The following is a 22,388-nucleotide window of genomic DNA, read 5'->3' as shown; positions in this document are numbered from 1 at the left end:
TGCCTCCGCCGTGCCGCAGCCGGCCGCCGACGCTGCGCCCGCCGTGCCGCAGCCGGCTGCCGACGCTGCCTCCGCCGTGCCGCAGCCGGCCGCCGACGCTGCGCCCGCCGTGCCGCAGCCGGCTGCCGACGCTGCCTCCGCCGTGCCGCAGCCGGCCGCCGAGATCGCCGCCGGGTACGCCTTCACCGGCCCCGCGATGGAACTGGGCGCGCTGCTGTGGGACGGCCGGTGCCTGCCCGGCGCGCCCATCCGCATCCCCCTCTCCATGCTCAACCGGCACGGCCTGGTCGCCGGGGCGACGGGCACCGGCAAGACCAAGACCCTCCAGCTCATCGCCGAGCAGCTCTCCGCCAACGGCGTGCCGGTCTTCCTCGCGGACGTCAAGGGCGACGTCTCGGGCATCTCGGCCCCGGGCCAGGCGGGCGACAAGGTGGCCGAACGGGCCGCGCAGGTCGGCCAGGAGTGGGAGGCGGCCGGGTTCCCCTGCGAGTTCTACGGACTCGGCGGCATCGGCCCCGGCATCCCGCTGCGCGCCACGGTCACCAGTTTCGGGCCCGTACTCCTGTCGAAGGTGCTCCAGCTCAACCAGACGCAGGAGCAGTCGCTCGGCCTGATCTTCCACTACGCGGACACCAAGGGTCTTGAGTTGTACGACCTGAAGGACCTGAAGGCGGTCGTCGGCTTCCTCGTCTCGGACGTGGGCAAGGCCGAACTCAAGGGAATCGGCGGTCTGTCGTCCGTCACCGCCGGGGTGATCCTGCGGGCGATCACCGCGTTCGAGCAGCAGGGTGCCGAGGCGTTCTTCGGGGAGCCCGAGTTCGACACGAGCGAGCTGCTCCGGCTCGCGCCGGACGGCCGCGGCCTGGTGTCGGTCCTCGAACTCCCCGCCGTCCAGGACAAACCCCACCTCTTCTCCACCTTCCTGATGTGGCTGCTCGCCGACCTCTTCCAGAAGCTGCCCGAGGTCGGCGACGTGGACCGGCCCAAGCTCGTCTTCTTCTTCGACGAGGCGCATCTGCTGTTCAACGGCGCCTCCAAGGCGTTCCTGGAGTCGATCACGCAGACGGTCCGGCTGATCCGCTCCAAGGGCGTGGGCATCTTCTTCGTGACCCAGACCCCGAAGGACGTCCCCGCCGACGTCCTGGCCCAGCTCGGCAACCGCGTCCAGCACGCGCTGCGGGCCTTCACGCCGGACGACGCGAAGGCGTTGAAGGCGACGGTACGGACGTTTCCGCACTCCCCCTACGACCTCGAAGAGGTCCTGACCTCGCTCGGCACCGGCGAGGCGGTCATCACCGTGCTGAGCGAGAAGGGTGCGCCGACCCCGGTCGCGGCGACCCGCCTGCGGGCCCCCCAGTCCCTGATGGCTCCCATCGACGCGGCCGCACTAGACCAGGCCGTCAAGTCCTCGATCCTGTACGCCCGTTACGCCGAGCCGGTGGACCGCGAATCCGCCTTCGAGAAGCTGTCGGCGGCGGAGCGGGCGCGGGAGGAGGCGGCGGTGTCGGCCGCGCTGGACCCGTCGTCGGGTTCGGGCTCGGGTTCTGGTTCTGGTTCTGGCAGGTCCGCCGGCCGGGCGAAGAAGCAGGACGCGTCGCTGGCGGAGCAGGTGGTGAGCAGCGGGATCTTTCGGTCGCTCGCGCGGTCTGTTGGTACGCAGTTGGGCCGGGAGATCTCCCGCTCGATCTTCGGCACGCGCCGAAGGTAGCCCCGTCCCTGCCCCGTGGCTCGGCCCCGTCCCTGCCCCCGTGGCTCCGCCCCGGCCCGGGGCACCCCTCGGGGGTTCCGCCCCCGGCCGGTGAGCGCGCCCTTTTGCCCACCCGCCCGCCCGTTGCCCGGGGTTGGTCGGTTCCGGCCCTCGGGGGCTCCGCCCCCGGACCCCCGAGCGTCTTTTGCCCGCCCGCCCGCCCGTTGCTCGGGGTTGGTCGGTTCCGGGCCCTGGGGGCTCCGTCCCCGGACCCCCGTACGCGCCTGAACGGTGCTCGTCCTCGAACTCCCCCAAGGCCTCAAGGGTCAGGGGGGACCCCTGCGACGGGCTGAAATGCCCCAATGCTGGCCAGCACCGGCAAGCTTTGGGTTCACCTACGAGGGTGCGGGGCTGTGACGTTTGCGCGGCTCCGACGCAGAGGGCACGACCGGGCATCCGGGGTCACCTATAGGGGCGCGGGGAACGGCGCGAGCGACCACGCACGGTGGGCGGACGAGACCGGGTTTTAGGGGCGCGGGGAACGGCGCGACAAGCCACGAAGGTCCGCGGCCGAGAGCGGGGTCAGGGGCGCGGGGAACGGCGCGAGCGACCACGCACGGCGGGCGGACGAGAACGGGTTCAGGGACGCGGGGCTGCGATATTTGCGCGGCTTCGCCGCAGAGGGCGCGACCGGGGGATCCCGGTTACTACAGGGGGGCCGCGGGGAACACCGCGCCCCACCGCAACCACGGCCCCGCAACCGAAGCATCCAGCCCCGCTGCCCGGCCGAACCCGGGGACTGGGGGGCGCAGCCCCGTAAGCGGTCCCCCACTTCACCCCCGGAGGGTTGCGGGAAGGGGCGGGGCGGGGCAAAACCCAGGCCCCGGCCCAAGCCCAAGGGGCCGAGCCCGGGAGGTCGAGCCGGACGCCGAGCCCAAGGGCCTGAGCCCAGCGGGCCAAGCCCAGGGGGCCGAGCCGGACACTGAGCCCAGGGCGCCGAGCCCAAGGGGCCAAGCCCGGGAGGCCGAGCCGGGCGCCGAGCCCAGGGGCCCGGGCCTGGCGGGCCGAGCCCAGGGGGCCAAGCTCGCCCCGTCGAGACGTCGGCGGGGCTACTTCGCGGCCCGCGCCGCCGCCTTGGCCTCCTGCTTGTACGCCCGCACCTTCGCCAACGACTCCGGCCCCGTGATGTCCGCGACCGAGCGGAAGGACCCGGCCTCCCCGTACGCCCCCGCCGCCTCCCGCCACCCCGAAGGCCGCACGCCCAGCTGCTTCCCCAGGAGCGCGAGGAAGATCCTCGCCTTCTGCTCGCCGAACCCCGGCAGCGCCTTGAGCCGTGAGAACAGCTCCGCCCCGGACGCCACCCCCGTCCAGACCCCGGCCGCGTCACCCCCGTACTCCTCCACGAGGAACCCGCACAGCTGCTGGATCCGCTTCGCCATGGACCCGGGGTAGCGGTGCACCGCCGGCTTCTCCTTGAGGAGCTCCGCGAAGGCCTCCGGGCCGTACGCCGCGATCGCCTCCGCGTCGAGGTCGTCCGCCCCCATGCGCCGGGCGATCGTGTACGGACCCGAGAACGCCCACTCCATGGGCACCTGCTGGTCGAGCAGCATGCCGACGAGCGCGGCCAGCGGGCTGCGCCCGAGCAGCTCGTCGGCCTCGGGCTGCTGGGCGAGCCGAAGGGTTGTGTTCATGCCTCGATGATCGGCGGCCGACGCCCCCGACGCACGCGGGGCACGGACCCACCCCGGCGCCGACCGCGCCCCAAGTGCCGGCGCCCCATGTGCCCACGCCTCATGTGCCCACGCCTCATGTGCCCACGCCTCATGTGCACAGCCCACACAGACGCTGCCGCGCGCCGCCGCTGCCGCGCGCCGCCGCCCGCCGCGCCCCCCTGCCCATGCCCCCCGCCCACGTCCCATGCGCGCGCAGCCCACACAAACCACGCCCCTCGCACCCTTTTCGAGCTGACTCACGCTTTCGTATGACAGACATACGGCACTCGAATGGTCGAGGCGGCGCCGGGTAGTTCCGTGCGGAGCAGCATGTCCGGACCACACGTGCGGGCCAGGCGCGTGCGTACCGGCACGTGCGTACCGGCACGTGCCCACCCAGAGGGGCGACCGCAGTGAGCCAGCCTTTTGTCCTGCCGGATTTCTATCTTCCGTATCCGGCCCGGCTCAATCCCCACCTGGAATCCGCGCGGGACCACTCCCGCGTCTGGGCCCGGGACATGGGCATGCTGGAGGGCTCCGGGATCTGGGACCTGGCCGACCTGGACGCGCACGACTACGCGCTGCTCTGCTCGTACACCCACCCCGACTGCGACGCGCGACAGCTCGCCCTGGTGACGGACTGGTACGTGTGGGTGTTCTTCTTCGACGACCACTTCCTGGAGATGTTCAAACGCACCCTGGACCGCAAGGGCGGCAAGGAGTACCTCGACCGGCTGCCCGCCTTCATGCCCATGGACCTCGCGGACGGGTTCCCCGAGGCGACCAACCCGGTCGAGGCCGGCCTCGCCGACCTGTGGGCGCGCACCGTCCCGTCGATGACGAAGGAGTGGCGCGAGCGCTTCGCGATCAGCACCCGCAACCTGCTCAACGAGTCGCTCTGGGAGCTCGCCAATATCAACGCGGGCCGGATCTCCAACCCCGTCGAGTACATCGAGATGCGCCGCAAGGTGGGCGGCGCACCGTGGTCGGCCGGCCTCATCGAGTACGCGGCGAACGCCGAACTCCCGTCGTCCGTGGCCGAGTCGAGGCCCCTGCGCGTCCTCACCGACGCCTTCGCCGACGCCGTGCACCTGCGCAACGACCTGTTCTCCTACCAGCGCGAGGTCGAGGACGAGGGTGAACTCAGCAATGGCGTACTGGTACTTGAGACCTTCCTCGGCTGTACGACGCAGGAGGCCGCGGAGGCCGTCAACGACCTGCTGACCTCGCGGCTCCAGCAGTTCGAGAACACCGCCCTCACAGAAGTTCCGGCGCTGTGCCTGGAGAAGGGCCTCACGCCGGACCAGTGCGCGGCCGTCGCGGCGTACGTCAAGGGGCTCCAGGACTGGCAGTCCGGCGGCCACGAGTGGCACATGCGCTCCAGCCGCTACATGAACGAGGGCGCCGCCCCCGGACCCTCCCTGTTCGGCGGGGTGCTCGGCACCTCGGCACTCGATGTGTCCGCCCTGTTCGGCCGCCCCGCCGAGGCCCGCCACCGCAGCTTCACCCATGTACCGCGGCAGAAGGTCGGTCCGTCGCTGCTGCCCGACTTCGACGTTCCGTACCCACTGTCGCTCAGCCCGCATGTGGGCCAAGCACGTGTGGCGTCGATCGCCTGGGCGGAGCGTATGGGGCTGCTCGACGACATCTGGGACGCGGAAAAGCTGGCCGGATACGACTTCGCGCTCTGCGCCGCCGGACTCGACCCCGACGCGACGCCGGAGGAACTCGAACTCAGCACCGAGTGGCTGACCTGGGGAACGTACGGCGACGACTACTACCCGCTGGTGTACGGGCGGCCGCGCAACCTGGCCGGGGCGCGGGCGGCGGGGGAGCGGTTCGCCGCGTGCATGCCGGTCGACGAGCCGGCCGCCGGCCTCCTGGTGGCGGCGACCCCCATGGAGCGCGGCCTCGCCGACCTGTGGGCGCGTACCGCCGGTCCGATGTCGGCCGAGGCCCGCGCGGCCTTCCGCCGGTCCGTCGACGTCATGCTGGAGAGCTGGCTCTGGGAGCTGCACAACCAGGACCAGCACCGCATCCCCGACCCCGTCGACTACATCGAGATGCGCCGCTACACCTTCGGCTCCGACCTCACGATGAGCCTGTCGCGCCTGCGCCGGGCGAGCCAACTCCCGCCCGGCCTCTACGAGAGCGGCCCGATCCGCAGTCTGGAGAACGCGGCCGCCGACTACTGCTGCCTGCTCAACGACGTCTTCTCGTACCAGAAGGAGATCGAGTACGAGGGCGAGCTGCACAACGGCGTCCTGGTCGTCCAGAACTTCTTCAACTGCGACTACCCGACCGGGCTGCGCATCGTCGACGACCTGATGCGCTCGCGGCTGCGTCAGTTCCAGCACGTCATCGACAACGAACTCCCGGTCCTCTGCGAGGACTTCGAGCTGGATGAGGACGGACGACGTGTGCTCGGCGCCTATGTGGCCGAGCTCCAGGACTGGATCGCGGGCATTTTGCACTGGCATGCCTCGGTACGCCGCTACGGTGCCGCCGATCTCCCGGCCTCTCTGCCTCATGGCAGCTCGCCCCACACCGTGTCCCGGGGCGGTGTGGCCCCCGGGTGGATGCGGCCCAGCGGGGACGGGACCTCGGCGGACCGGGTACGGCTGCCGGAGGTGCTGGGAGTGCCGGGAGTGATGGGGGTGCCGGAGGTGCTGGGAGTGCCGGAGGCGGGGAGGCCGTTGGCTGCCCTCCCCGCACCCACAGTGGCGGGAGGTCATGCCTCGTGATCCTCTAATGTGCGGGGGCCACACACCCGGGGGCCACCCCGTGGGGCCCGTCGGGCCCGTCGGGCCCGTGGGGCCACACCCGGCCACGAGGAGGCGCGCGCATGGGACACGACCACGGCGCACCCTCGGCGGCATCCGGGACACTCAGCGGCACGTACCGCAACAGGCTGCTGTGGACCATCGGCATCAGCGCGTCGATCACCCTCATCCAGGTGGTCGGCGCCCTGCTCTCCGGCAGCCTCGCGCTGCTCGCGGACGCCGCGCACAGCCTCACCGACGCGGTCGGGGTGTCCCTCGCACTCGGGGCGATCACCCTGGCCCAGCGCGCCCCGACCCCGCGCCGCACCTTCGGCTTCTACCGGGTGGAGATCTTCTCGGCGGTCCTGAACGCCCTGCTGCTCGCCGCGATCTTCGTCTGGGTCCTGTACTCGGCGATCCAGCGCTTCAGCGAGCCGGTCGAGGTCAAGGGCGGTCTGATGTTCGCGGTCGCGGTGGGCGGACTCGCCGCGAACCTGGTGGGGCTGTGGCTCCTGAAGGACGCCAAGGACAAGAGCCTCAATCTGCGCGGTGCGTACCTGGAGGTGCTCGGCGACGCGCTGGGCTCGGTCGCGGTGATCGTGGGCGGCCTGATCATCCTGTTCACCGGCTGGCAGGCCGCCGACCCGATCGCCTCGATCGTCATCGGTCTCCTGATCGTGCCCCGGACGTACGGGCTGCTGCGGGACGCCCTGCACGTGCTGATGGAGGCGGCCCCGAACGATGTGGACCTCGCAGAGGTCCGCCGCCACCTCCTCGATGAGCCGGGTGTGGTCGCCGTACATGATCTGCACGGTTGGACGGTGACGTCCGGGATGCCTGTGCTCACCGCACATGTGGTGGTGAAGGAGGCCGCTCTGGACGGTGGGTACGGGGAGCTGCTGACCCGGCTCCAGCGCTGTGTGGGGGACCACTTCGACGTGGCCCACTCCACGATCCAGCTGGAACCCGAGGGCCACACCGAGGCCGCCGACTCCCTCCACCGATGACTGCCCTGCCCGGCCCAGTACCCCGCCCGGCCCAGTACCCCGCCCGGCCCGGTGGCCGGCCCAGCACGGCCCCAGGGTCACTGAGCGTGAGCGCGGCTCGACGCGCGGGTTCGGGCGCGGCTGTCTAGCCTGTTCGGGGGGCTCCGCTTCCTGGAAGGGTGAGTCCATGAAGAGTGAGTCGAAGCTCGCTCGGCGGATGATCGCGGCTGGGGCCGGTGCGGCCCTGGCTCTGGTCGGACCCGCCACCGTCACCCGCGCCGCCGGGAACGGGCCGGACCTCGGGCGGTTCTACGAGCAGAAGATCGGCTGGGAGCCGTGCCGGCCGACCGAGGGCCAGACCGGTGAACTCCTCGATTCCGTACGGGACATGGAGTGCAGCACCCTCAGTGTGCCGGTCGACTACGCGGACCCGGGCAAAGGCGCCATCGCGCTCGCCGTGGCCCGCATCAGGAGCGCGGCCCACGGCGACGACCGCAAGGGGTCCGTCGTGTTCAACTTCGGCGGCCCCGGCGAATCCGGGGTCGACGGGCTCGCCGCCTTCCGGGACCTGGCGGCCGGCATCGGCAAGCGGTACGACCTGGTGAGCTTCGACCCGCGCGGGGTCGCCCGCAGCGCTCCCGTGCGGTGCGGCGGCGAGGACGAGGTGGACCGGATGGACGGCGGGAGCCAGGACGCGCCGGGCACGGGGGCCGCCGCCGTCGCCGAGGCCAAGCGCATAGCCCAGGCGTGCCGCGCGAAGACGGGCCCGGTGCTCGACCACGTGGGCACCATCAACACCTCCCGCGACATGGATGTGCTGCGCGCGGTACTCGGCGACGGCAAGCTCAACTACCTGGGGATCTCGTACGGGACCCGGCTCGGCGCGGTCTACGCGAGCCAGTTCCCCAAGCGCACCGGCCGGATGGTCCTGGACGCGGTGGACACCCTGCGGGGGACCGCCGAACAGGACGTGCTCGCGCAGACCAAGGGGTTCCAGCAGGCGCTGGAAGGGTTCTTCGCCGGCTGCGCCCAGCAGAACTGCGAACTCGGCACCACTCCGCAGCAGGTCGCCGCGACCTTCGACAGGGCGGTCGCGAAGCTGGCCGGCGGCCAGACCGTGACGGGCTCCGACAACCAGGACTTCACCGGCGACGACCTGCACAGCGCCGTGCAGTCCGCCCTCTACAGCCAGGCCTCCTGGCCCACCCTGTCGGCGGGCATCGCCGCGCTCCTCGACGACGACGACCCCACGGTCCTGGCCGCGCTCAACCCGGGCGCCGGTACGGACGACGCGCCCGCGAGCAATTCCGACGAGGCGATGCTTGCGATCAACTGCGCGGACGACCCGGTACGGCCGGCCGACCCGGCGAAGGAGTACGACTCCATGCAGCGTCAACTCACCCAGGAATCACCGTACTTCGGGCCCGGGTCCGCCGCTCGTGCCGTCGCCTGCACGGGATGGCCGGCGGGAACCGACTACATCCGCCGCATCGACCGTCCCGGGGCGCCCAAGATCCTGGTCGTCGGCGGCAAGGGCGACCCGGCGACGCCGTACCCATGGGCTCGGGACACAGCGAAACAGCTCGGGTCGGGTGTGCTGCTGACATACGAGGGTGAGGGGCACGGCGCTTACGCCGCCTCGCAGTGCATCCGTGCCAAGGCGGACGCCTTCTTCGCGGCCGGAACCGTGCCGCCGGAGGGAACGAGCTGCCCGGCGGAACAGCCGGACGAGTAGCCGCCCACGACACACGAGAGGTGGGCCTGCGGCAGGTGGGCCTGTGACGAGCAGGCCTGCGGCGCCTGTGGCGGGCAGGCCTGCCGGGCGCTCGGCCTTAATTCGCTGGGCCGGGAGTGAGCGTAAATGGCACGATCGGCGACATATGGATACTCCACACATGCCTTCCGAGCCCATGTCCGCAGAGCACCTGTCGTCAGACGCCATGTCGGCGGCGTCCGGACGAACGTCGTCGGGCGGTCCCGGGTGGCGCACCCGGGCCGAGACGTCCGGGGACATCGCGGCCGTACGGGCCGTGAACCTGGCCGCGTTCCCCACCGACGCCGAGGCCGACCTGGTCGACGCGCTGCGCGTCGACGAGGCGTGGATCCCCGGGCTCTCGATCGTGACAGAAGGCCCAGTAGACCCGGACGGCCCACACGGCCCGTACGGTTCGGAAGGCGTGGACGGCTCTGGCGGCTCGCGCGGCCCGATCGTCGGGCACGCCCTCCTCACCCGGTGCCGGGTGGGCGGCGCTCCGGCGCTGGCCCTCGCCCCGGTCGCGGTGGCCCCCGAGTACCAGCGCGCGGGCGCGGGTTCGGCGGCGGTGCGGGCGGCGCTCGCTGCCGCTCGGGAGCTGGGCGAGGACCTGGTCCTGGTGCTCGGCCACCCGGACTACTACCCGCGCTTCGGCTTCACCCCGGCCTCGGCGCTCGGCATCCGGGCTCCCTTCGAGGTGCCGGACGAGGCCATGATGGCGCTCCGGCTGCGCCCCGAGGGAGCCCCGGCACCGGCGGGTGTGATCCAGTACCCGGCACCGTTCGGGTTGTAGGCGTACGGGTGGAGGGTGTTGCAGGCGTACGGGTGGCGGGTGCGGCTAAGCCCGCCGGTTCGTGCCACCCGCCCGGAACGGTGTGTCCGTAGGACGCCTCAAGGCCCCCAACACCCAGGCGCTGTATTGCTGTTCGGTCACCACATAGACCGGCGTCGCCCCGTCCCGGCACTCCACCACCTGCGAGCCCGGGGCGGGGCGTGGCCCCGGATCGGTCCAGTACGGCGGGCGGACCCGGACCGCCGTGAGGGTGCGCGGCACGGGGCAACGGGCCAGCAGGCCGAAGGGATCGGGGGTGGAGGCGAGCAGTCCCGGCGCGGCGACCAGATACCCGAACCCCTCTTGGCAGTAGGGGAGTTCACCGCGGATCGTGCCAGGAAAGCACTCTTCCACCGACGGGGCCAGCGGGGCCACTTTGATGGTGTCGGTGGTGCGGCGGCGCCGCCGTTGCGACACGCAGGCGGCCCCGGCCAGGACCGGCGCGGCCCCGATCGCCGTGAGCAGCACGGCAGTTGGCACCCCGCCGGTGACCCACGGCGTACCGAATGCGAAGCACGAGATCAGGAGTACCGAGGCGAGGGGCAGGGTGATCCGCCAGGGCTCCTGCGAGGCGGGCCCAGTGGGCGCGGCGGGCGCCGCGGACCCGGCGGGCCCGTCGAACCCGGCAGAGCCGACCGCGGGCCCGACTGCCCCGGCGGGCCCGGCCCCATCGGCGCCCCCGGAAAGCCCGATGTACCCCGCCGATTCGCCCTGCCCCGCCGACTTGACCTGCGCCGCCGCCCCGACAGGCCCCACCCCGACGTTCCCCACCCCGACGTGCCCTGCCGCCCCGACGTGGCCCGCCACCCCGACGGGCTTCGCGGCCCCGGAGGGCCCGGTGACACGCAGTGCCTCGCAGTACGCGCCGCGCAGACAGGCCACGGCCACGGAGAACAGAAAGAGCGCGGCGGCCAGCGGCAGCCGGTAGCCGCCGCGCGGATCCGCCGTCGTGTACTGCCGCAGGCCCCGGAACTCGACGTACCTGATCTCCCCGCGCCAGTAGGTGAGTTGAAGGTCGGCGCCAGGTCTGACCAGGGCGAAGACGGGGGCGCGGCCGTCCATTTTGACGCGGTGCGGCGCCACGGGGACGGCCGGTCCCGGCCGGTGTGTGAGCGGGCCGGCCTTCAGCCGCCCGGGCAGCGCCCCGGGCCCGTCCCGCACGTGGCCGAGGCCCAGCCAGTAGTACGTGGACCGGTGCTGGTGATCGGCCGCGGTGGAGGTCACCGTGGCCGCGACGGTGTGTCTGCACTCCGTCGAGACCTCGGCGACCGGACAGTCGTCCGCCGCCGCGAACGCCTCCTCCACGTCGAGCGCACGGGGCACGGTGACCAGGAGCAGCCAGCCCGCGACGAGCCCTACCGCGACGGCGATCGCCGTGCGGGTGAGGGCGGCCGACCGGTGGCGGACCGAGGCGAGGAGCGCGTTCATCGCTCGCCGCTCGGGGGCGGCTTCCGTACGGAGGAGGCTGACGGGATCATCATCGGGTCATCGTGAACCCATGCGGGCCCGAAGTTCCGCCCCTGGAACGGTGGTTCAGACCATTGGGGCATCGGCGTCCGGCCGCGGCGGAATCGATCAAGCAGTGGTCGTCGCGCCGGCGCACCACGGCTCGCATCGGTGCGCCGGCCTGCGCGGGTTCACCCATAGGTGTGAGCCGGGCAGCAGATGAGCCTCTGGCACTTGCGCATCGGCACTCCGTGCCGCGAGGAGTCCGCCGAGGGGCGGTCGAGGGGCGGCCGCGGGGAGCCGCGGGGACGGTCAAGAAGGTGGTCGAGAGGCGGCCGAGGGGGGCCGGTCAAGGAGGTGGTCGAGGGGCGGTCGAGGAGGCCGTCGCGGGGCCGGTCGGGGAGGCGGCCGGGGGCGGCGCCAACAGACATCGTCGACACCCTGATGTTCCGGGGCGCCCGGTGCGAGAATTCGGTCCACACAAGCCAGCCGTCGACTATGTGCGGATCGACCCGGCACATGCGTTGCCACAGGTGCATCCCCCACATGCACACCACAGTGGTACTCCCCGACTGCGTACGAGCCGCCGCGAACGGGCATATGCCTATCCGGCGCTCCCGAGTGAAGGTGATGGGGCCATGTCCGCGGACATGAAGGTGCTACTGGTCGACGACCACGAGGACAACCTGTTCGCCATGGAGAGCATCCTCGCGCCGCTCGGCTACCCGCTGGAGCTGGCGACCAGCGGGGACGCCGCCCTCAAGGCCGCGCTGCACGGGGGAATAGCGGTCGCGGTCCTCGATGTCGTGATGCCGGGCGTGAGCGGCCTGGACGTAGCCCGTTATTTGAGCCGTCTCACCCAGACCCAGCTGATCCCCGTCATCCTGGTGACCGGCATGGGTCAGGACAGCGAACTGGCCGCCCAGGCACTGCACTTGGGAGTGGCCGACTACCTGATCAAGCCCTTGGACCCCTGGGCGTTACGCATCAAGGTCCAGTACCTCTACCGCACCAGCACCCTCCTCACGACCACTCCCCGCCAGCGAGGCCTCCGCAACCACCCCGCCGAACCCGCGCAGGTCCCCGCCCAGCTCCCCACTCAACTCCCCTCTCGACGACGCCAGTTGCACCCCCCGGAGACCGTCCGAGTCCCCCGCCGGCCGGACGAACCGCCGGGCTGAGATCCCGGGCGCGTTCCCGGACGGCGCGTTCCCGGACGGTACGTTCCCAGTCGACGCGTTCCCGGTCGACGCGCGGCCGGTCGACGCGTTCCCGGTCGGCGCAGCCCGAGAAGCGGTCAGGCGGCGGTCAGCGCCGCCAGGGCGCGGTCCATCGCGGCGTTGAACTCCTCCGGCGTCAGCGGCAGCCGGGACTTGACGTCTCGGCTCCACTGGTCGGCGAGGACCTCGGCGGATCCCGCCTCGACACCGTCGAGCGCCGCGTCGGCCAGGTCCGACGGCGCGAGTTTGGCCACGGGCCAGCCCGCGGCCATGTCGGTGTCGGCCAGGCCGAGGTGCACCGCTGTGACGAGCGTGCCCTGCTCGGCGAGCTCCAGGCGGACGCCGTTGGTCATGGCCCAAGCGGCGGCCTTGGTCAGGTGGTAGGCATTGGCGCCCTTGCCCCCGAACCACGACATGGCGGAGAGTACGTTGACGATCGCGCCCCCGCCGTTCCCGGCGAGCGTCGGCGCGAACTCCCGGATCATTCCCAGGTGGCCGAACACGTTGGTCTCCAGCTCGCGCCGCACCGCGTCCAGCGAGCCGGTCACCAGGTCGGTTCCCGTCTGGATGCCCGCGTTGTTGATCAGCAGCGAGACGTCCGGGGCGGCTTCGGCGGCGGCCCGCACGGCCGCGGGATCGGCGATGTCGAGGGGCAGCACCTCGACGCCGGGCAGATCCAAGGTCTCCGGCCGGCGGGCCGTCGCGTAGACCTTGCGGGCGCCTCGTTCGAGCAGGCGCTGGGCGAAGGCGCGGCCCAGGCCGCGGTTGGCTCCGGTAACAAGGGCAACCGAGTTGTCGATATCCATGCCCGGTACGCTAAAACCTGACGTTGACGTCAGAGGCAAGAGCGGGTCGTCAGGGCCTGGGTGAGAGGAATCACCATGACCGTCACAGAGGCCGCGGCCGAGCGGCTGATCCGCATCGGCGAGGTGGCACGGGGTGCTGGCGTCTCGGTACGGGCCGTGCGCTACTACGAGCAGCAGGGGCTGCTCGTCGCGGAGCGCAGCCCGTCCGGCCAGCGCCTCTACCGACAGGACGCCGTCCCCCTGATCCGCTTCTTCCAGCAGATGTTCGCCGCCGGCCTGACCAGCCGAAGGATCACGGAACTCCTTCCGTGCTGGGACTCCGGACACACCGACGCCGAACAACGAGCCATGCTGCGCGCCGAGCGCGACCGGATCCGGGCCAAGGTGGACGACCTACAGGCTGCCCTGGACCGCCTCGACGAGGTCATCGCGATCACGGACACCCACCCGTAGGGCGCGGCCGGTCCGGACGTCGCACCGGCGATCTGCGGCTGGAGCAGTAACGGTAGCGGTAGCAGTAGCTGGAGCAGTGGCTGGAGTGCTGGACGCCCACCTCTCAGCTCTCGGCGCGTCCGTCAGGTCGGGGAGCCGCGCTCCTTGCGGGGTGCCCCTTCGGGTGCCCCTTTGAGTGCCCGCCAGGTCCGAGGCCACGCGGTCACGCAGTCGTGGCGGACGTGGCGGACGTGGCGGACGTAGAGGTCGGGGCTGAACGTGGGCTGCCGTGGAAGACCTGGCTGGTGTGCCAGGAGCGGTGGGCGGCGGCGATGGGGCGGACGCCCGGCTGGGGGCCGATGAGCGGACGGCCGGCGAGCGCGATGACGTGCTCGCGGGCGGCGGTGCTGTGGCCGACGAAACTCTGCGAGACCAGGATGCGCTGGACCTCGCCCTGGCCTTCCTCGCCCTGGCCTTCTCCGAGACCGAGTACGCCTTTGTCGAACAGCTTGTGGTGCAGCGAGCACAGGCACAGCCCGTTCTCGATGTCGTCCGGTCCGTCGAACGCCCACCAGCGCACATGAGCGGCCTCAAGCCCGACCGGCACCGCGCCGATCCTGCCGTCGTACCCGCAGAAGGCGCACCGGTACTCGTACGCCGTCAGGACCATCTCCCGCATCCGCCGGTCCCGTTGTCCGCGCGCGGCCGTGAGCGGTCCGGTCTCGGCCTCCTCCAGCTCCAGGCCGACGGCTTCGCACAGCTCCGCGTGGAGGGAGGGCGGAAAGTTCAGATCGAGCAGCACCCGTGTCATCCGGCCGAGAAGGGACGGCTCCCGTCGCAAGGCCGCCCTCAGCTCCGGCGTCAGCCGCCCAGCGGCGCCGGATGCGCGCAGTTCCCTGACCCCGGTCCCGGGGCTGCCCGGCCCGCGGTCGGTACGCACCTCCCACACGCCGTCGCTCACCAGGTGATGGAAGGGATAGGCGGGCGTCGTCCGGTTTCCGGGACCGTATTCGGCGAGCAGCCCCCGCAGATCCTCCTCCACGGCGCTGTACCGCAGCTCGCCGTCGGCGTCCCGCTGGAAACGGCTGAGCGCGTACAGGAACAGCAACGGCTTGTGCGGAGCCCGCGTCCCGCTCCTCGTCCACTGCCTCAACTGCGCGGTGCGCTCGACCCAGTCCATGGTCGGCGATCGTAGTGGCGCTCGTCGCGGCGCTCGGCCGTGGGCTTCGCCGCAGTGGGCGGCATAACAGCGAGCCACGACGCGGATCCCGGCCGGCCGGGCAGGAGCGTGGATCCGTAACCAGCTTGCGCAGCCCTCGTGGGCCCGCGGAAGGCCGTCGATTCACGCCCGGTGAAAGACGTCGAGTGGTCCGTGCGCAGTCGGCTTGCCGCCGGACGGTTCAGGGTGGTTGCCCACGCGGTTCCGCAGGATGCCGACGGTGTCCGGCCACACGGTGGGCTGTCCTCCGGTGCCGGTCAGGATGCGGTCCCAGTCCTCGGCCGCGGAGACGCCGGTGCGGTCGACAACGAATCCGAGGCAGTGGTCCGGGTCCTGGTCGAGGGTGCGGACCAGGGCGGCTACGGCTTCCTCACGGCCCGGGTCCGCGATGTCCGCGATGTCGGCGATGTGGAAGGTGAGTTTCTGCGCGGTGCCGTCCAGGCGCCGCACGGACACCAGAAGGGACTTGTCGCGCCCCGTCCAGCCCTTGAACTCGACCTTGCGGTACGCGTCCGACGCCAGTGCGGACAGGAGGGTGGGGGCCCCGCCCACCAGCGGCTCCCGCTTGCCCAGGACCGTGTCACGGAAGCCGAAGACCTGGTCCGTGAGCGGGTGTTGGACGAAGAGCCCAGTGGCTGCCAGCTGGTCGATGAGGTTCTGGGCGGACGCACGGGTAAGGGCGGTCCGATACCAGGTGAAGAAGCCCTTGGAGGTGCTCGCGGCGGCCGTCGCGGCGGCGGCCGCGGCGCTCTCGCCGAGGCACTCTTCGAAGATCGCCAGGGCTTGTTCGCGGGGTACTTCGGGGCTGACGTAGTTCCGCGCCCGGATGTGGGCGGTGAACTCCGGAAGCAGCGCCACATGGTGTCGCCTTACGTAGTAGGCGAGTTCGGTGGGCCACACGTAGGTGCCGTCCGTGATCAGGGAGCCGGCGCCGGTGATCCCGAGGTCGTCGGCGATGACGTCGCGCTCGGCGCCCATGACCGTGTAGATCTCGCGGCTCGCTTCGAGGTAGGCGAGCAGCCGCTCTTCGTCCCACTCGCCGGTGCTGCGGGCGGCGTCCCGGAGGGAGGGGGCGCTCCGGTCACCTGGCCCGCCGAGTTCCCGGTAGAACCCCGCCTGTTCGATCATCGTCTCTCCAGTCATGCCGGCCGGAAGCCGTTGAACCGGCTCTCCGTGCCACCGGTCCCGCCGATGACTCCGGTTGTCCTGCGGCCTCCTCCGAACGCGTCGCCGTACACCATCCCGTACAGCGCGGAGTTGCGTACCTCCTCCAGGCTCAGGCAAGGACAAGCGCCGGGAGCCTGCGCTGCCCGGATGCCGACTTGAGGCCGGGCGCCCTACGGGTGCGGGCCGCTCAGGAGTGGCAGGAACTGCGAGGTGGCCAGGAATGGTGGCGGAGGATACGAGATTCGAACTCATGAGAGGTTGCCCCCAACACGCTTTCCACATGTTCGTCTGGGGGTCCGGAGATGTGCGGGAGCGTTCTGACCTGCGGTGCAGCGGGTGCGGGCGGGGCTTCTGAGCGGTGCTGTACGGCGGTGCTGTACGGCGGTGAATGCAACCAGAACTGCAACCATGCGCTGCCTACTTGCCCGGTTCGGGCCCGTACCACTGGAGTGCCTGCCCGGTGACGGCAGCGATGCATTCGAAGTCCCGGTCACGATGCAGCAGTGTCAGCCCCTGGAGCTCGGCCGTCGCAGCCACGACGAGATCAACGGCCCCCGCACTGCGATGCTGCCCCCGCTTGGTCAACGCTTCCTGCACCTGCCAGGCGCGGGTGTAGGCGCGGTCATCGACCGGAACCCAGCCGAAGATCATCCGCATGTTCTCGATGCCCCGGGCGCGGTCCTCTGCGGTACGGGCGCTGTAGAAGAATTCCAACTCGGTGATGGGGCAGGTGGCGATCAGACCGGCCGCGGCCGCTTGGTCCCAGCCGTACTGCTCCGCGTCCCCGCGCATGAACCGTGCGAGCGCGCTGGTGTCGATCAGGAACTGGGCCGCGTTCACCGGCGGTAGTTCCCCTTGTCCTCGAAGAGGTCCAAGTCGAAGGCGCCATCGCTGGCAGCGGCACGCAACCGGGTGAGCGCGAGCGCTCGCCGCCGGTTCTCCAATACCTCACGCAGGGCGGTATTGACGGTTTCCTTCTTGGTGCCGGTGCCGAGAGCCTTGGCCACGTCGGCCAGCAGCTCGTCATCGAGATCGATCACGGTCCGGCTCATCTATGCACCTCCATGGATATCAAGCATGGCATCGAGTATATCTCGATGGGGTTTCATGTGGCTAGGCGTACGGCTCCAGCGAGGACATGTCCGCAGGTCCACAGGGCTGGCCCTGAGGCATCAGCCGAATCGGCAGGCGTCGAAGGGTCCCACCGCTACTAACGGTGGGACCCTTCGACGTAACAAGCAGCGCGCTGGGTCAGTGCCTGTTGGTCTTCTTCTTTGCGGCGGGGTTCATGGCTGGCTGGGCGCCTGCAGGAACGGTGAGCGCGGCGTCGGCTGTCGCCTCTCGTGGCCTGGGGAATGGTCCAGACCTTAGTGATCACAGATCATCAGTGTCATCTACTGCGTCGAGGCTGATCCCTGAATTCTCGGCGCTCGAATCGTCGTCCAGGATCGGCTTGCCCATCGCGTCCGAGATGCTGCGGAGCAGCGCCGCTCTGCGAGCTGCGAAGAACGCGTCGAAGTCATCGGTGGCCATGAGCTCGGGTTGGGCCAGGTGAGAGCGGACGCGTTCTGCGACGCTTTCGTGAGGGGTCTGCGCGGTTTTGACCAGACGGCCCAGGTAGCCCGAGGGAGCCGCCCCTCCGATGATTCGGTTGGTGCGGGCGGTCAACGGGGTCTTGTTGATGATCGAGTTGTAGTCGGCGGGAGCGTACCCGGCCTTTTCGCACCACGTCTTGGGGAAGATGTGGTGGATGTCGATGGACTCGTCGAAGTATCCGGTGACCTCGGCCTTCTCTCCGGTGCGCCAGTCCAGGGCCCCCGCCTTGAGCAGGAGAGCGTAAATCCCTTTGTACGCAGCGCTGTTGCGAGTGCGGAGGGTCAGCAAACGTCCGGGGGCGAACTGCGCGGCGGTGACTGTCCGGGGCTCTGCCGCATCCTTGTGGATCCAGTCGACGACATCCGGCAGATCCTGACTGAAGCGGGTTTCGGTCGAGCCACCGTAGAGCTCTCCGAACACGCCGCACCAGTACCAGCGGGCGAGCTTGCGCTGGGCTCCGGCGCTCTGTGCGGCCTCCCCGGCCAGGGCCAGGATCGCGGCAAGCGGTATCAGTTGTGTTCCGTACGGCAGGAACTTCGTGTCGAAGAGAAACTGCTGGTGCAGGAACTTCGCCGCCGCTTTGAACCCGGTGACGACGGACGGCGCGAAGCGTACGTAGTCCTCCAGGGAGAGCGCGAGCATGTCCTTGCGCTTGCAGCCGACGCGCGGGAGTCGCTCCTCCTCCATCCCTCGTTCGGCATCCCGCTCGCGACGCTCGGCCGTGGCCAGGAGGGTGACTGCCTGGAGGAAGTCGGTGTTGGAGACCTCGCGAAGGATGCGGTATTCGGGCGCCTTCCAGGAGGCCCGGCATTCTCGCTCCCAGTGATTGCGCAGATCGAACTCGTCCGCCGCGTAGGTGGCGGTCAGCAGCTCGAAGACGGTCAGGGTGACACCGCCGGTATTGACCTTCTCGAACACCTGGCACACGGCTTGGCGTGGGGTCGTCTGCCCGAGCTCGATGACCGGCATGTGGTAGCGGTCGAAGGGGCGGACGAACGCCTCGTTGAAGTGGCGCCACAGGGTGAGTTTTTCCTTGTCGCGATGCCAGTGGTCGAGGAACTCGTAACCCCAGTCGCCGTTGTCGAAGACCGCGTGGAGCGGGAAGAGCTGAGCCTCGTATTCACGCTCGGGAGTCGAGTAGTCCTCGACGACCTGACCCCGGAAGTTGAGGACCTTGCGTGTCTCGGGCAGAAACCGGATGGCGTCCTCGCGGTCGCTGTTCTCGTCGAGAGCCTGGGCCATGTCGACGTAGAACCAGCCCGACACCTGGTGCTTGCGTAAGTCCTGTGTGACCACCGGGCCCTTCAGCTTCAGGGCCTGGAACAGTGACGTCAGCCGCTGCTGTCCGTCGAGTACGAGAGTGTCGGGCTCGGGCTCACCGGTCGGGGTGGCTCCTTCGATCGGCCGGTACTTGAACCGGACGTCGCCACCCGCCTTGAGCAGCATGACGGTTCCGACGGGGTAACTCAGCGAGATCGACGCGAGGAGGCTCGCGATGTTCGGGTAGGGCCACACCCAGCCCCTCTGGAACTCCGGCAGTTGGGCCTTGCCGACCTCGACCTGCCTCAGCAGATCCCGCAGCGGCCGCTTGTCGATGCTGAACGCTTCGTCGGGCACATCGGCTCCTTGAGGCTGCCGGTCACCAGAGGTGGGTACCTGAGGTCGACTTGTCTCGTGTCGCAGAAAAACTACTGGGTGTCCGGCGCCAGAAATGCAAAACCGCTCGAATCCATCAGACGCAGGCCAGAGGGCGTACGTGCCTGCGGATTCGCCGGCCGTCTTCACTCCCGCCGAGGGCGATCCGGACCGGTCGGCACCGGCGATCCGATGCCGACCGGGTTCGGACCGCGGCTTGGTCGCTCCGGTCACGATCGCGCTGATTCGCTGCCGGCACCTCGTCGCCCCCGGTGCCAATGTCGGCCAACGTCGAAGGGCCCCACCGCAAGCGGTGGGGCCCTTCGACATCGTGCCCGGTGAGGCACTGGCGGAGGATACGAGATTCGAACTCGTGAGGGGTTGCCCCCAACACGCTTTCCAAGTCTGTTTATGCAGGTAAAGGACATGTTCGCAGGCGTCCGCCTGCGTTCAGGAGCGTTCTCGGGTACCCGAAGAAGGCCAGTACGTATGGACGTGAACGCCAGCGGACGGGGCTGAATGAGACGGAAACTGAGACGGAGCGGCCAGGCGGACCCGAGCCCCCGAGCAGCCATGACGAGCTGCTGGACGGTCGTGGGAGGCTTGGGAGGGAGCGAGAGAGTGAGCCGAGGGGAGCCCAAGTGACAGAGGCCAGTCCGCGCGGAACCTACCTGGTCATCGCGGAGGCGCTGAGGCAGGAGATCGAGGGCGGCCGGCACGGGAGCGGTTTGCCGTCTGAGGCGGACCTCATGCGCGAGCACGGGGTAGCGCGGAACACGATCCGCCGAGCGCTCAAGACGCTGGAGGCTGAGGGCGTGCTGGAGTCTGCGCCGGGCATCGGCTGGCGCGTGGCCCAGGGCGGTGACCGCCGCTCGCTAATTGAACGGATGGTGGCGGTGATCGAAGAGGACTCGCTGGCCGTCGGGGACGCGTATCCGTCGGAGGCGAGGCTCTGCGAGCGATTCGGCGTATCGCGTACGGCTGTCCGTCGAGTGCTCGCCCACATGGAGGGCACGGGCTTGCTCGCCACTGTTCACGGTAAGGGGCGCACAGTGCGCGCTCTCCCGAGTCCTGCGGTAGGGCCGTAGCCTTGGCCACCATGGGACTGACTGAGTGGGCGTACTCGCTTTCTGAAACGCTGCTGTCCGAGCCGCTGCCCCGGAGGTGGGCGCATTCCTTGGGTGTCGCGAAGCGGGCCCGCTCTCTGGCTCCGATCCTTGGCGACGACGCGGAGCTTCTCGAAGCAGCCGCGCTGCTGCATGACATCGGGTACTCGCCGGAGATCGCGCTCACCGGATTCCATCCGCTCGACGGGGCTCGCTTTCTCCGTGACCAGGACGGGGCAGACGCACGAGTCATCCGTCTCGTGGCGCATCACTCCTGTGCCCTCCTGGAGGCAGAGGAACGAGGGCTCCGGCACGAGTTGGAGAGCGAGTTCGAGCTGGAGCGTCCCGACCTCGTAGACGCCTTGCTCTTCTGCGACATGACGACGACTCCTGACGGCACGCCCACCGCGCCGGCCGACCGCCTCAACGAGATCGTGCAGCGGTATGGACCGGAGACGATCGTCGGCCGCTTTATTCAACGCGCCGCGCCGGAGATCCACGCAGCCGCGCGACGTGTGGAGGAGCGTCTCGTCCAGGCGTAGACCGCAGATCAGCCGATGTAAGGCTCTTGGCGCGTCTCGTCCAGGCCGTGAGTGATGCGCAGCCGCATGGACGGATGGATGTCCAGGTCATCGAGGTCCGCCGGGTCGACCCAGCGGACCTCTTTGGATTCGCTGCTCGTACGCAGGGTGCCGCCCGTGGGGTGCGCTCGGAAGCAGATGGAGAACTGCTGACGGACCTCTCCGTCGTCGTACGCGAGGACGTGCTGAGGGTCGGTGTAGAGGCCAGAGACGCTGTCAATCTCGACCGCGATTCCCGTCTCCTCAAGCACTTCCCGAACGACGGTATCGCCGATGCGTTCGCCGATGTCGTGACCGCCTCCGGGGAGTGCCCACAGGTTGTTGTCCGTCTTGTGGATGAGCAGAAGTCGCCCCGTGTCGTCGCGGACGACCGCCGTGACGGAAGGAAGCACCGAGTTCGCCTTGGGCGCGTTGGGGTCCCGGAAGTAGTCGATACGACTCATGCTTGCAGGCCTCCGCAGTCGGCTGGTGAGGAGATGGGCCTGGCCGCTTCCCAGACCCGTTCGATGCTTTCAGCGTATGCGTCGAACAGCTCACCTCCGGGCACACGCTGAAGGTGCAGGACAGGGGCCATGTACGCGCCGACCCCGTACAGGTGGCCGTTGGCGAGCATCTCGTTGTCGGCCCGGTAGAGCGAGTTGTAGAGCGTGGTGCTGTGGAGCCGGAACTCCACTCCGGGGAGTCCGAAGAGCGAGCTGTAGTTGATGAGGGCGTTCCGAATCTTGCTGGCCATGGCTGGCCCGATCCCCTCATCCTCGCCGCGCACCGCCACAGCGGGACTGTCCGGGTCACCGAGCATGAAGCGGATACGGGTGCCGGCCGCCGACTTCTCTTTCACGACTCGGTGGAACGCCGCGTCCTCTGTGAGCCAGAAACCTGAGTACACGAGCACGTCGAACGACTCCTTGGCTTGCGCGTATAGCTGGGGCCAAAGACGGCTGGGAACGACGGACCGGTGCGGATACAGCTTGATCAGCTCAGCGTTTCCGGCCTCGGTGACCTCAGCTGACGTGCGCTCTTCGGGCCAGAGGTAGGAGACCTCGCGCTGAAGGAGCGAGGCTGTTGCGTACTGAAAGCGCCGGTAGGGCTTGCGGTTCGGATCGTTGATCCAGCGCTCCACTGTCTTCGCCGACACCCCAAGCCGCTGGGCTACTTGATGGAACGTCAGGCCACTCTCAACGATCGCTCCGCGAAGCTTTTCGTTGGCCATGCCGAACTCTCCCCCGAGTGGGACGACTTGGTACGACTTCACCGTACCGAAGTCGTGCGCAGGTCGTACATGTGCGGAGTCGATCGTCTTCGCCGCTGAAGCCAATCTGTAGGTACATCGCAGCGAGCGGCTCGCAGTAACCCAAAAAGTCGAAGGGCTTGACGGAGCGAACCTCTCTCTGCATGATGAGGAACACGTACTACATGTTCCTCTACTCCGGCTGGGTCCCGCTCCGCGA

General features: G+C 69.8%; 19 protein-coding genes. 9 read left to right on the top strand and 10 right to left on the bottom strand.

Annotation, left to right across the window (positions count from 1 at the left end):
* Positions 1 to 109 precede the first annotated feature (109 nt).
* Entirely contained in the window at positions 110 to 1,708 is a 1,599-nt protein-coding gene (locus ACFYNP_RS31310; protein WP_388790278.1) for a helicase HerA-like domain-containing protein, read from the top strand.
* Positions 1,709 to 2,796: 1,088 nt separating this feature from the next.
* On the opposite strand, the gene ACFYNP_RS31305 is transcribed toward ACFYNP_RS31310, so the two are convergent.
* Entirely contained in the window at positions 2,797 to 3,378 is a 582-nt protein-coding gene (locus ACFYNP_RS31305; protein ID WP_388790244.1) for an HhH-GPD-type base excision DNA repair protein, read from the bottom strand.
* Positions 3,379 to 3,812: 434 nt separating this feature from the next.
* On the opposite strand from ACFYNP_RS31305, the gene ACFYNP_RS31300 reads away from it, so the two are divergent.
* The 4 genes from ACFYNP_RS31300 (at position 3,813) to ACFYNP_RS31285 (ending at position 9,693) form a co-directional block, all read left to right on the top strand.
* Positions 3,813 to 6,143 (top strand): germacradienol/geosmin synthase, encoded by a 2,331-nt coding sequence (locus tag ACFYNP_RS31300; protein ID WP_388790241.1) that lies wholly within the window; start codon positions 3,813 to 3,815, stop codon positions 6,141 to 6,143.
* 101 nt (positions 6,144 to 6,244) lie between these two features.
* Positions 6,245 to 7,168: a cation diffusion facilitator family transporter gene (locus tag ACFYNP_RS31295; protein ID WP_388419057.1), complete on the top strand. Its 924-nt coding sequence runs from the start codon at positions 6,245 to 6,247 to the stop codon at positions 7,166 to 7,168.
* A 166-nt stretch (positions 7,169 to 7,334) separates the two neighbouring features.
* Positions 7,335 to 8,882: an alpha/beta hydrolase gene (locus tag ACFYNP_RS31290; protein ID WP_388790239.1), complete on the top strand. Its 1,548-nt coding sequence runs from the start codon at positions 7,335 to 7,337 to the stop codon at positions 8,880 to 8,882.
* A gap of 205 nt (positions 8,883 to 9,087) precedes the next feature.
* On the top strand, positions 9,088 to 9,693 hold the full coding sequence (locus ACFYNP_RS31285) for a GNAT family N-acetyltransferase (RefSeq protein WP_388790275.1): 606 nt from the start codon (positions 9,088 to 9,090) through the stop codon (positions 9,691 to 9,693).
* A 45-nt stretch (positions 9,694 to 9,738) separates the two neighbouring features.
* Here ACFYNP_RS31285 and ACFYNP_RS31280 read toward each other — a convergent pair whose 3' ends face one another.
* Entirely contained in the window at positions 9,739 to 11,160 is a 1,422-nt protein-coding gene (locus ACFYNP_RS31280; protein WP_388790237.1) for a hypothetical protein, read from the bottom strand.
* Between the two features lie 656 nt (positions 11,161 to 11,816).
* Here ACFYNP_RS31280 and ACFYNP_RS31275 point away from each other — a divergent pair.
* Complete coding sequence (locus ACFYNP_RS31275) at positions 11,817 to 12,359, top strand: two-component system response regulator (protein ID WP_388790234.1); 543 nt, start codon at positions 11,817 to 11,819, stop codon at positions 12,357 to 12,359.
* Positions 12,360 to 12,475: 116 nt separating this feature from the next.
* Here ACFYNP_RS31275 and ACFYNP_RS31270 read toward each other — a convergent pair whose 3' ends face one another.
* Positions 12,476 to 13,204 carry an SDR family oxidoreductase gene (locus ACFYNP_RS31270; protein WP_388790231.1) on the bottom strand — a complete coding sequence of 243 codons (729 nt, stop codon included), beginning with the start codon at positions 13,202 to 13,204 and terminating at the stop codon, positions 12,476 to 12,478.
* Between the two features lie 75 nt (positions 13,205 to 13,279).
* On the opposite strand from ACFYNP_RS31270, the gene ACFYNP_RS31265 reads away from it, so the two are divergent.
* Complete coding sequence (locus ACFYNP_RS31265) at positions 13,280 to 13,657, top strand: MerR family transcriptional regulator (protein WP_388419043.1); 378 nt, start codon at positions 13,280 to 13,282, stop codon at positions 13,655 to 13,657.
* A 202-nt stretch (positions 13,658 to 13,859) separates the two neighbouring features.
* Here ACFYNP_RS31265 and ACFYNP_RS31260 read toward each other — a convergent pair whose 3' ends face one another.
* The 5 genes from ACFYNP_RS31260 to ACFYNP_RS31240 all read right to left on the bottom strand — a co-directional run bounded on the left by ACFYNP_RS31260 (position 13,860) and on the right by ACFYNP_RS31240 (position 19,235).
* The gene (locus tag ACFYNP_RS31260; RefSeq protein ID WP_388790229.1) at positions 13,860 to 14,816 is read right to left on the bottom strand and encodes a phosphorothioated DNA-binding restriction endonuclease; all 957 of its coding nucleotides are present in this window, start codon (positions 14,814 to 14,816) and stop codon (positions 13,860 to 13,862) included.
* A 162-nt stretch (positions 14,817 to 14,978) separates the two neighbouring features.
* Positions 14,979 to 15,983, bottom strand: a complete 1,005-nt coding sequence (locus tag ACFYNP_RS31255) for a hypothetical protein (protein WP_388790226.1) — start codon at positions 15,981 to 15,983, stop codon at positions 14,979 to 14,981.
* 456 nt (positions 15,984 to 16,439) lie between these two features.
* On the bottom strand, positions 16,440 to 16,862 hold the full coding sequence (locus tag ACFYNP_RS31250; RefSeq protein WP_388790224.1) for a PIN domain nuclease: 423 nt from the start codon (positions 16,860 to 16,862) through the stop codon (positions 16,440 to 16,442).
* A complete protein-coding gene (locus ACFYNP_RS31245; RefSeq protein ID WP_388419032.1) occupies positions 16,859 to 17,074 on the bottom strand; it encodes a type II toxin-antitoxin system VapB family antitoxin in 216 nt (71 codons plus the stop codon). Before ACFYNP_RS31245 ends, ACFYNP_RS31250 begins: the two co-directional genes overlap by 4 nt.
* Before the next feature lie 322 nt (positions 17,075 to 17,396).
* Positions 17,397 to 19,235, bottom strand: a complete 1,839-nt coding sequence (locus tag ACFYNP_RS31240; protein WP_388790221.1) for a DUF262 domain-containing protein — start codon at positions 19,233 to 19,235, stop codon at positions 17,397 to 17,399.
* A 659-nt stretch (positions 19,236 to 19,894) separates the two neighbouring features.
* Between ACFYNP_RS31240 and ACFYNP_RS31235 the strand changes: the two genes are divergently transcribed.
* Positions 19,895 to 20,341, top strand: a complete 447-nt coding sequence (locus tag ACFYNP_RS31235; RefSeq protein ID WP_388790218.1) for a GntR family transcriptional regulator — start codon at positions 19,895 to 19,897, stop codon at positions 20,339 to 20,341.
* An 11-nt stretch (positions 20,342 to 20,352) separates the two neighbouring features.
* Positions 20,353 to 20,901, top strand: a complete 549-nt coding sequence (locus tag ACFYNP_RS31230; RefSeq protein WP_388790216.1) for an HD domain-containing protein — start codon at positions 20,353 to 20,355, stop codon at positions 20,899 to 20,901.
* 8 nt (positions 20,902 to 20,909) lie between these two features.
* On the opposite strand, the gene ACFYNP_RS31225 is transcribed toward ACFYNP_RS31230, so the two are convergent.
* Both ACFYNP_RS31225 and ACFYNP_RS31220 read right to left on the bottom strand, forming a co-directional pair.
* Positions 20,910 to 21,383: an NUDIX domain-containing protein gene (locus ACFYNP_RS31225; protein ID WP_388790213.1), complete on the bottom strand. Its 474-nt coding sequence runs from the start codon at positions 21,381 to 21,383 to the stop codon at positions 20,910 to 20,912.
* Positions 21,380 to 22,150: an XRE family transcriptional regulator gene (locus ACFYNP_RS31220; RefSeq protein ID WP_388790211.1), complete on the bottom strand. Its 771-nt coding sequence runs from the start codon at positions 22,148 to 22,150 to the stop codon at positions 21,380 to 21,382. Before ACFYNP_RS31220 ends, ACFYNP_RS31225 begins: the two co-directional genes overlap by 4 nt.
* Between the last annotated feature and the right edge of the window lie 238 nt (positions 22,151 to 22,388).

Source organism: Streptomyces sp. NPDC006691, from assembly GCF_042869955.1.
In the GTDB taxonomy this organism is placed as follows: Bacteria; Actinomycetota; Actinomycetes; order Streptomycetales; family Streptomycetaceae; genus Streptomyces.
The sequence above is the reverse complement of the archived record's forward strand: the minus strand, read 5'-3'. Positions and strand labels throughout refer to the sequence as shown.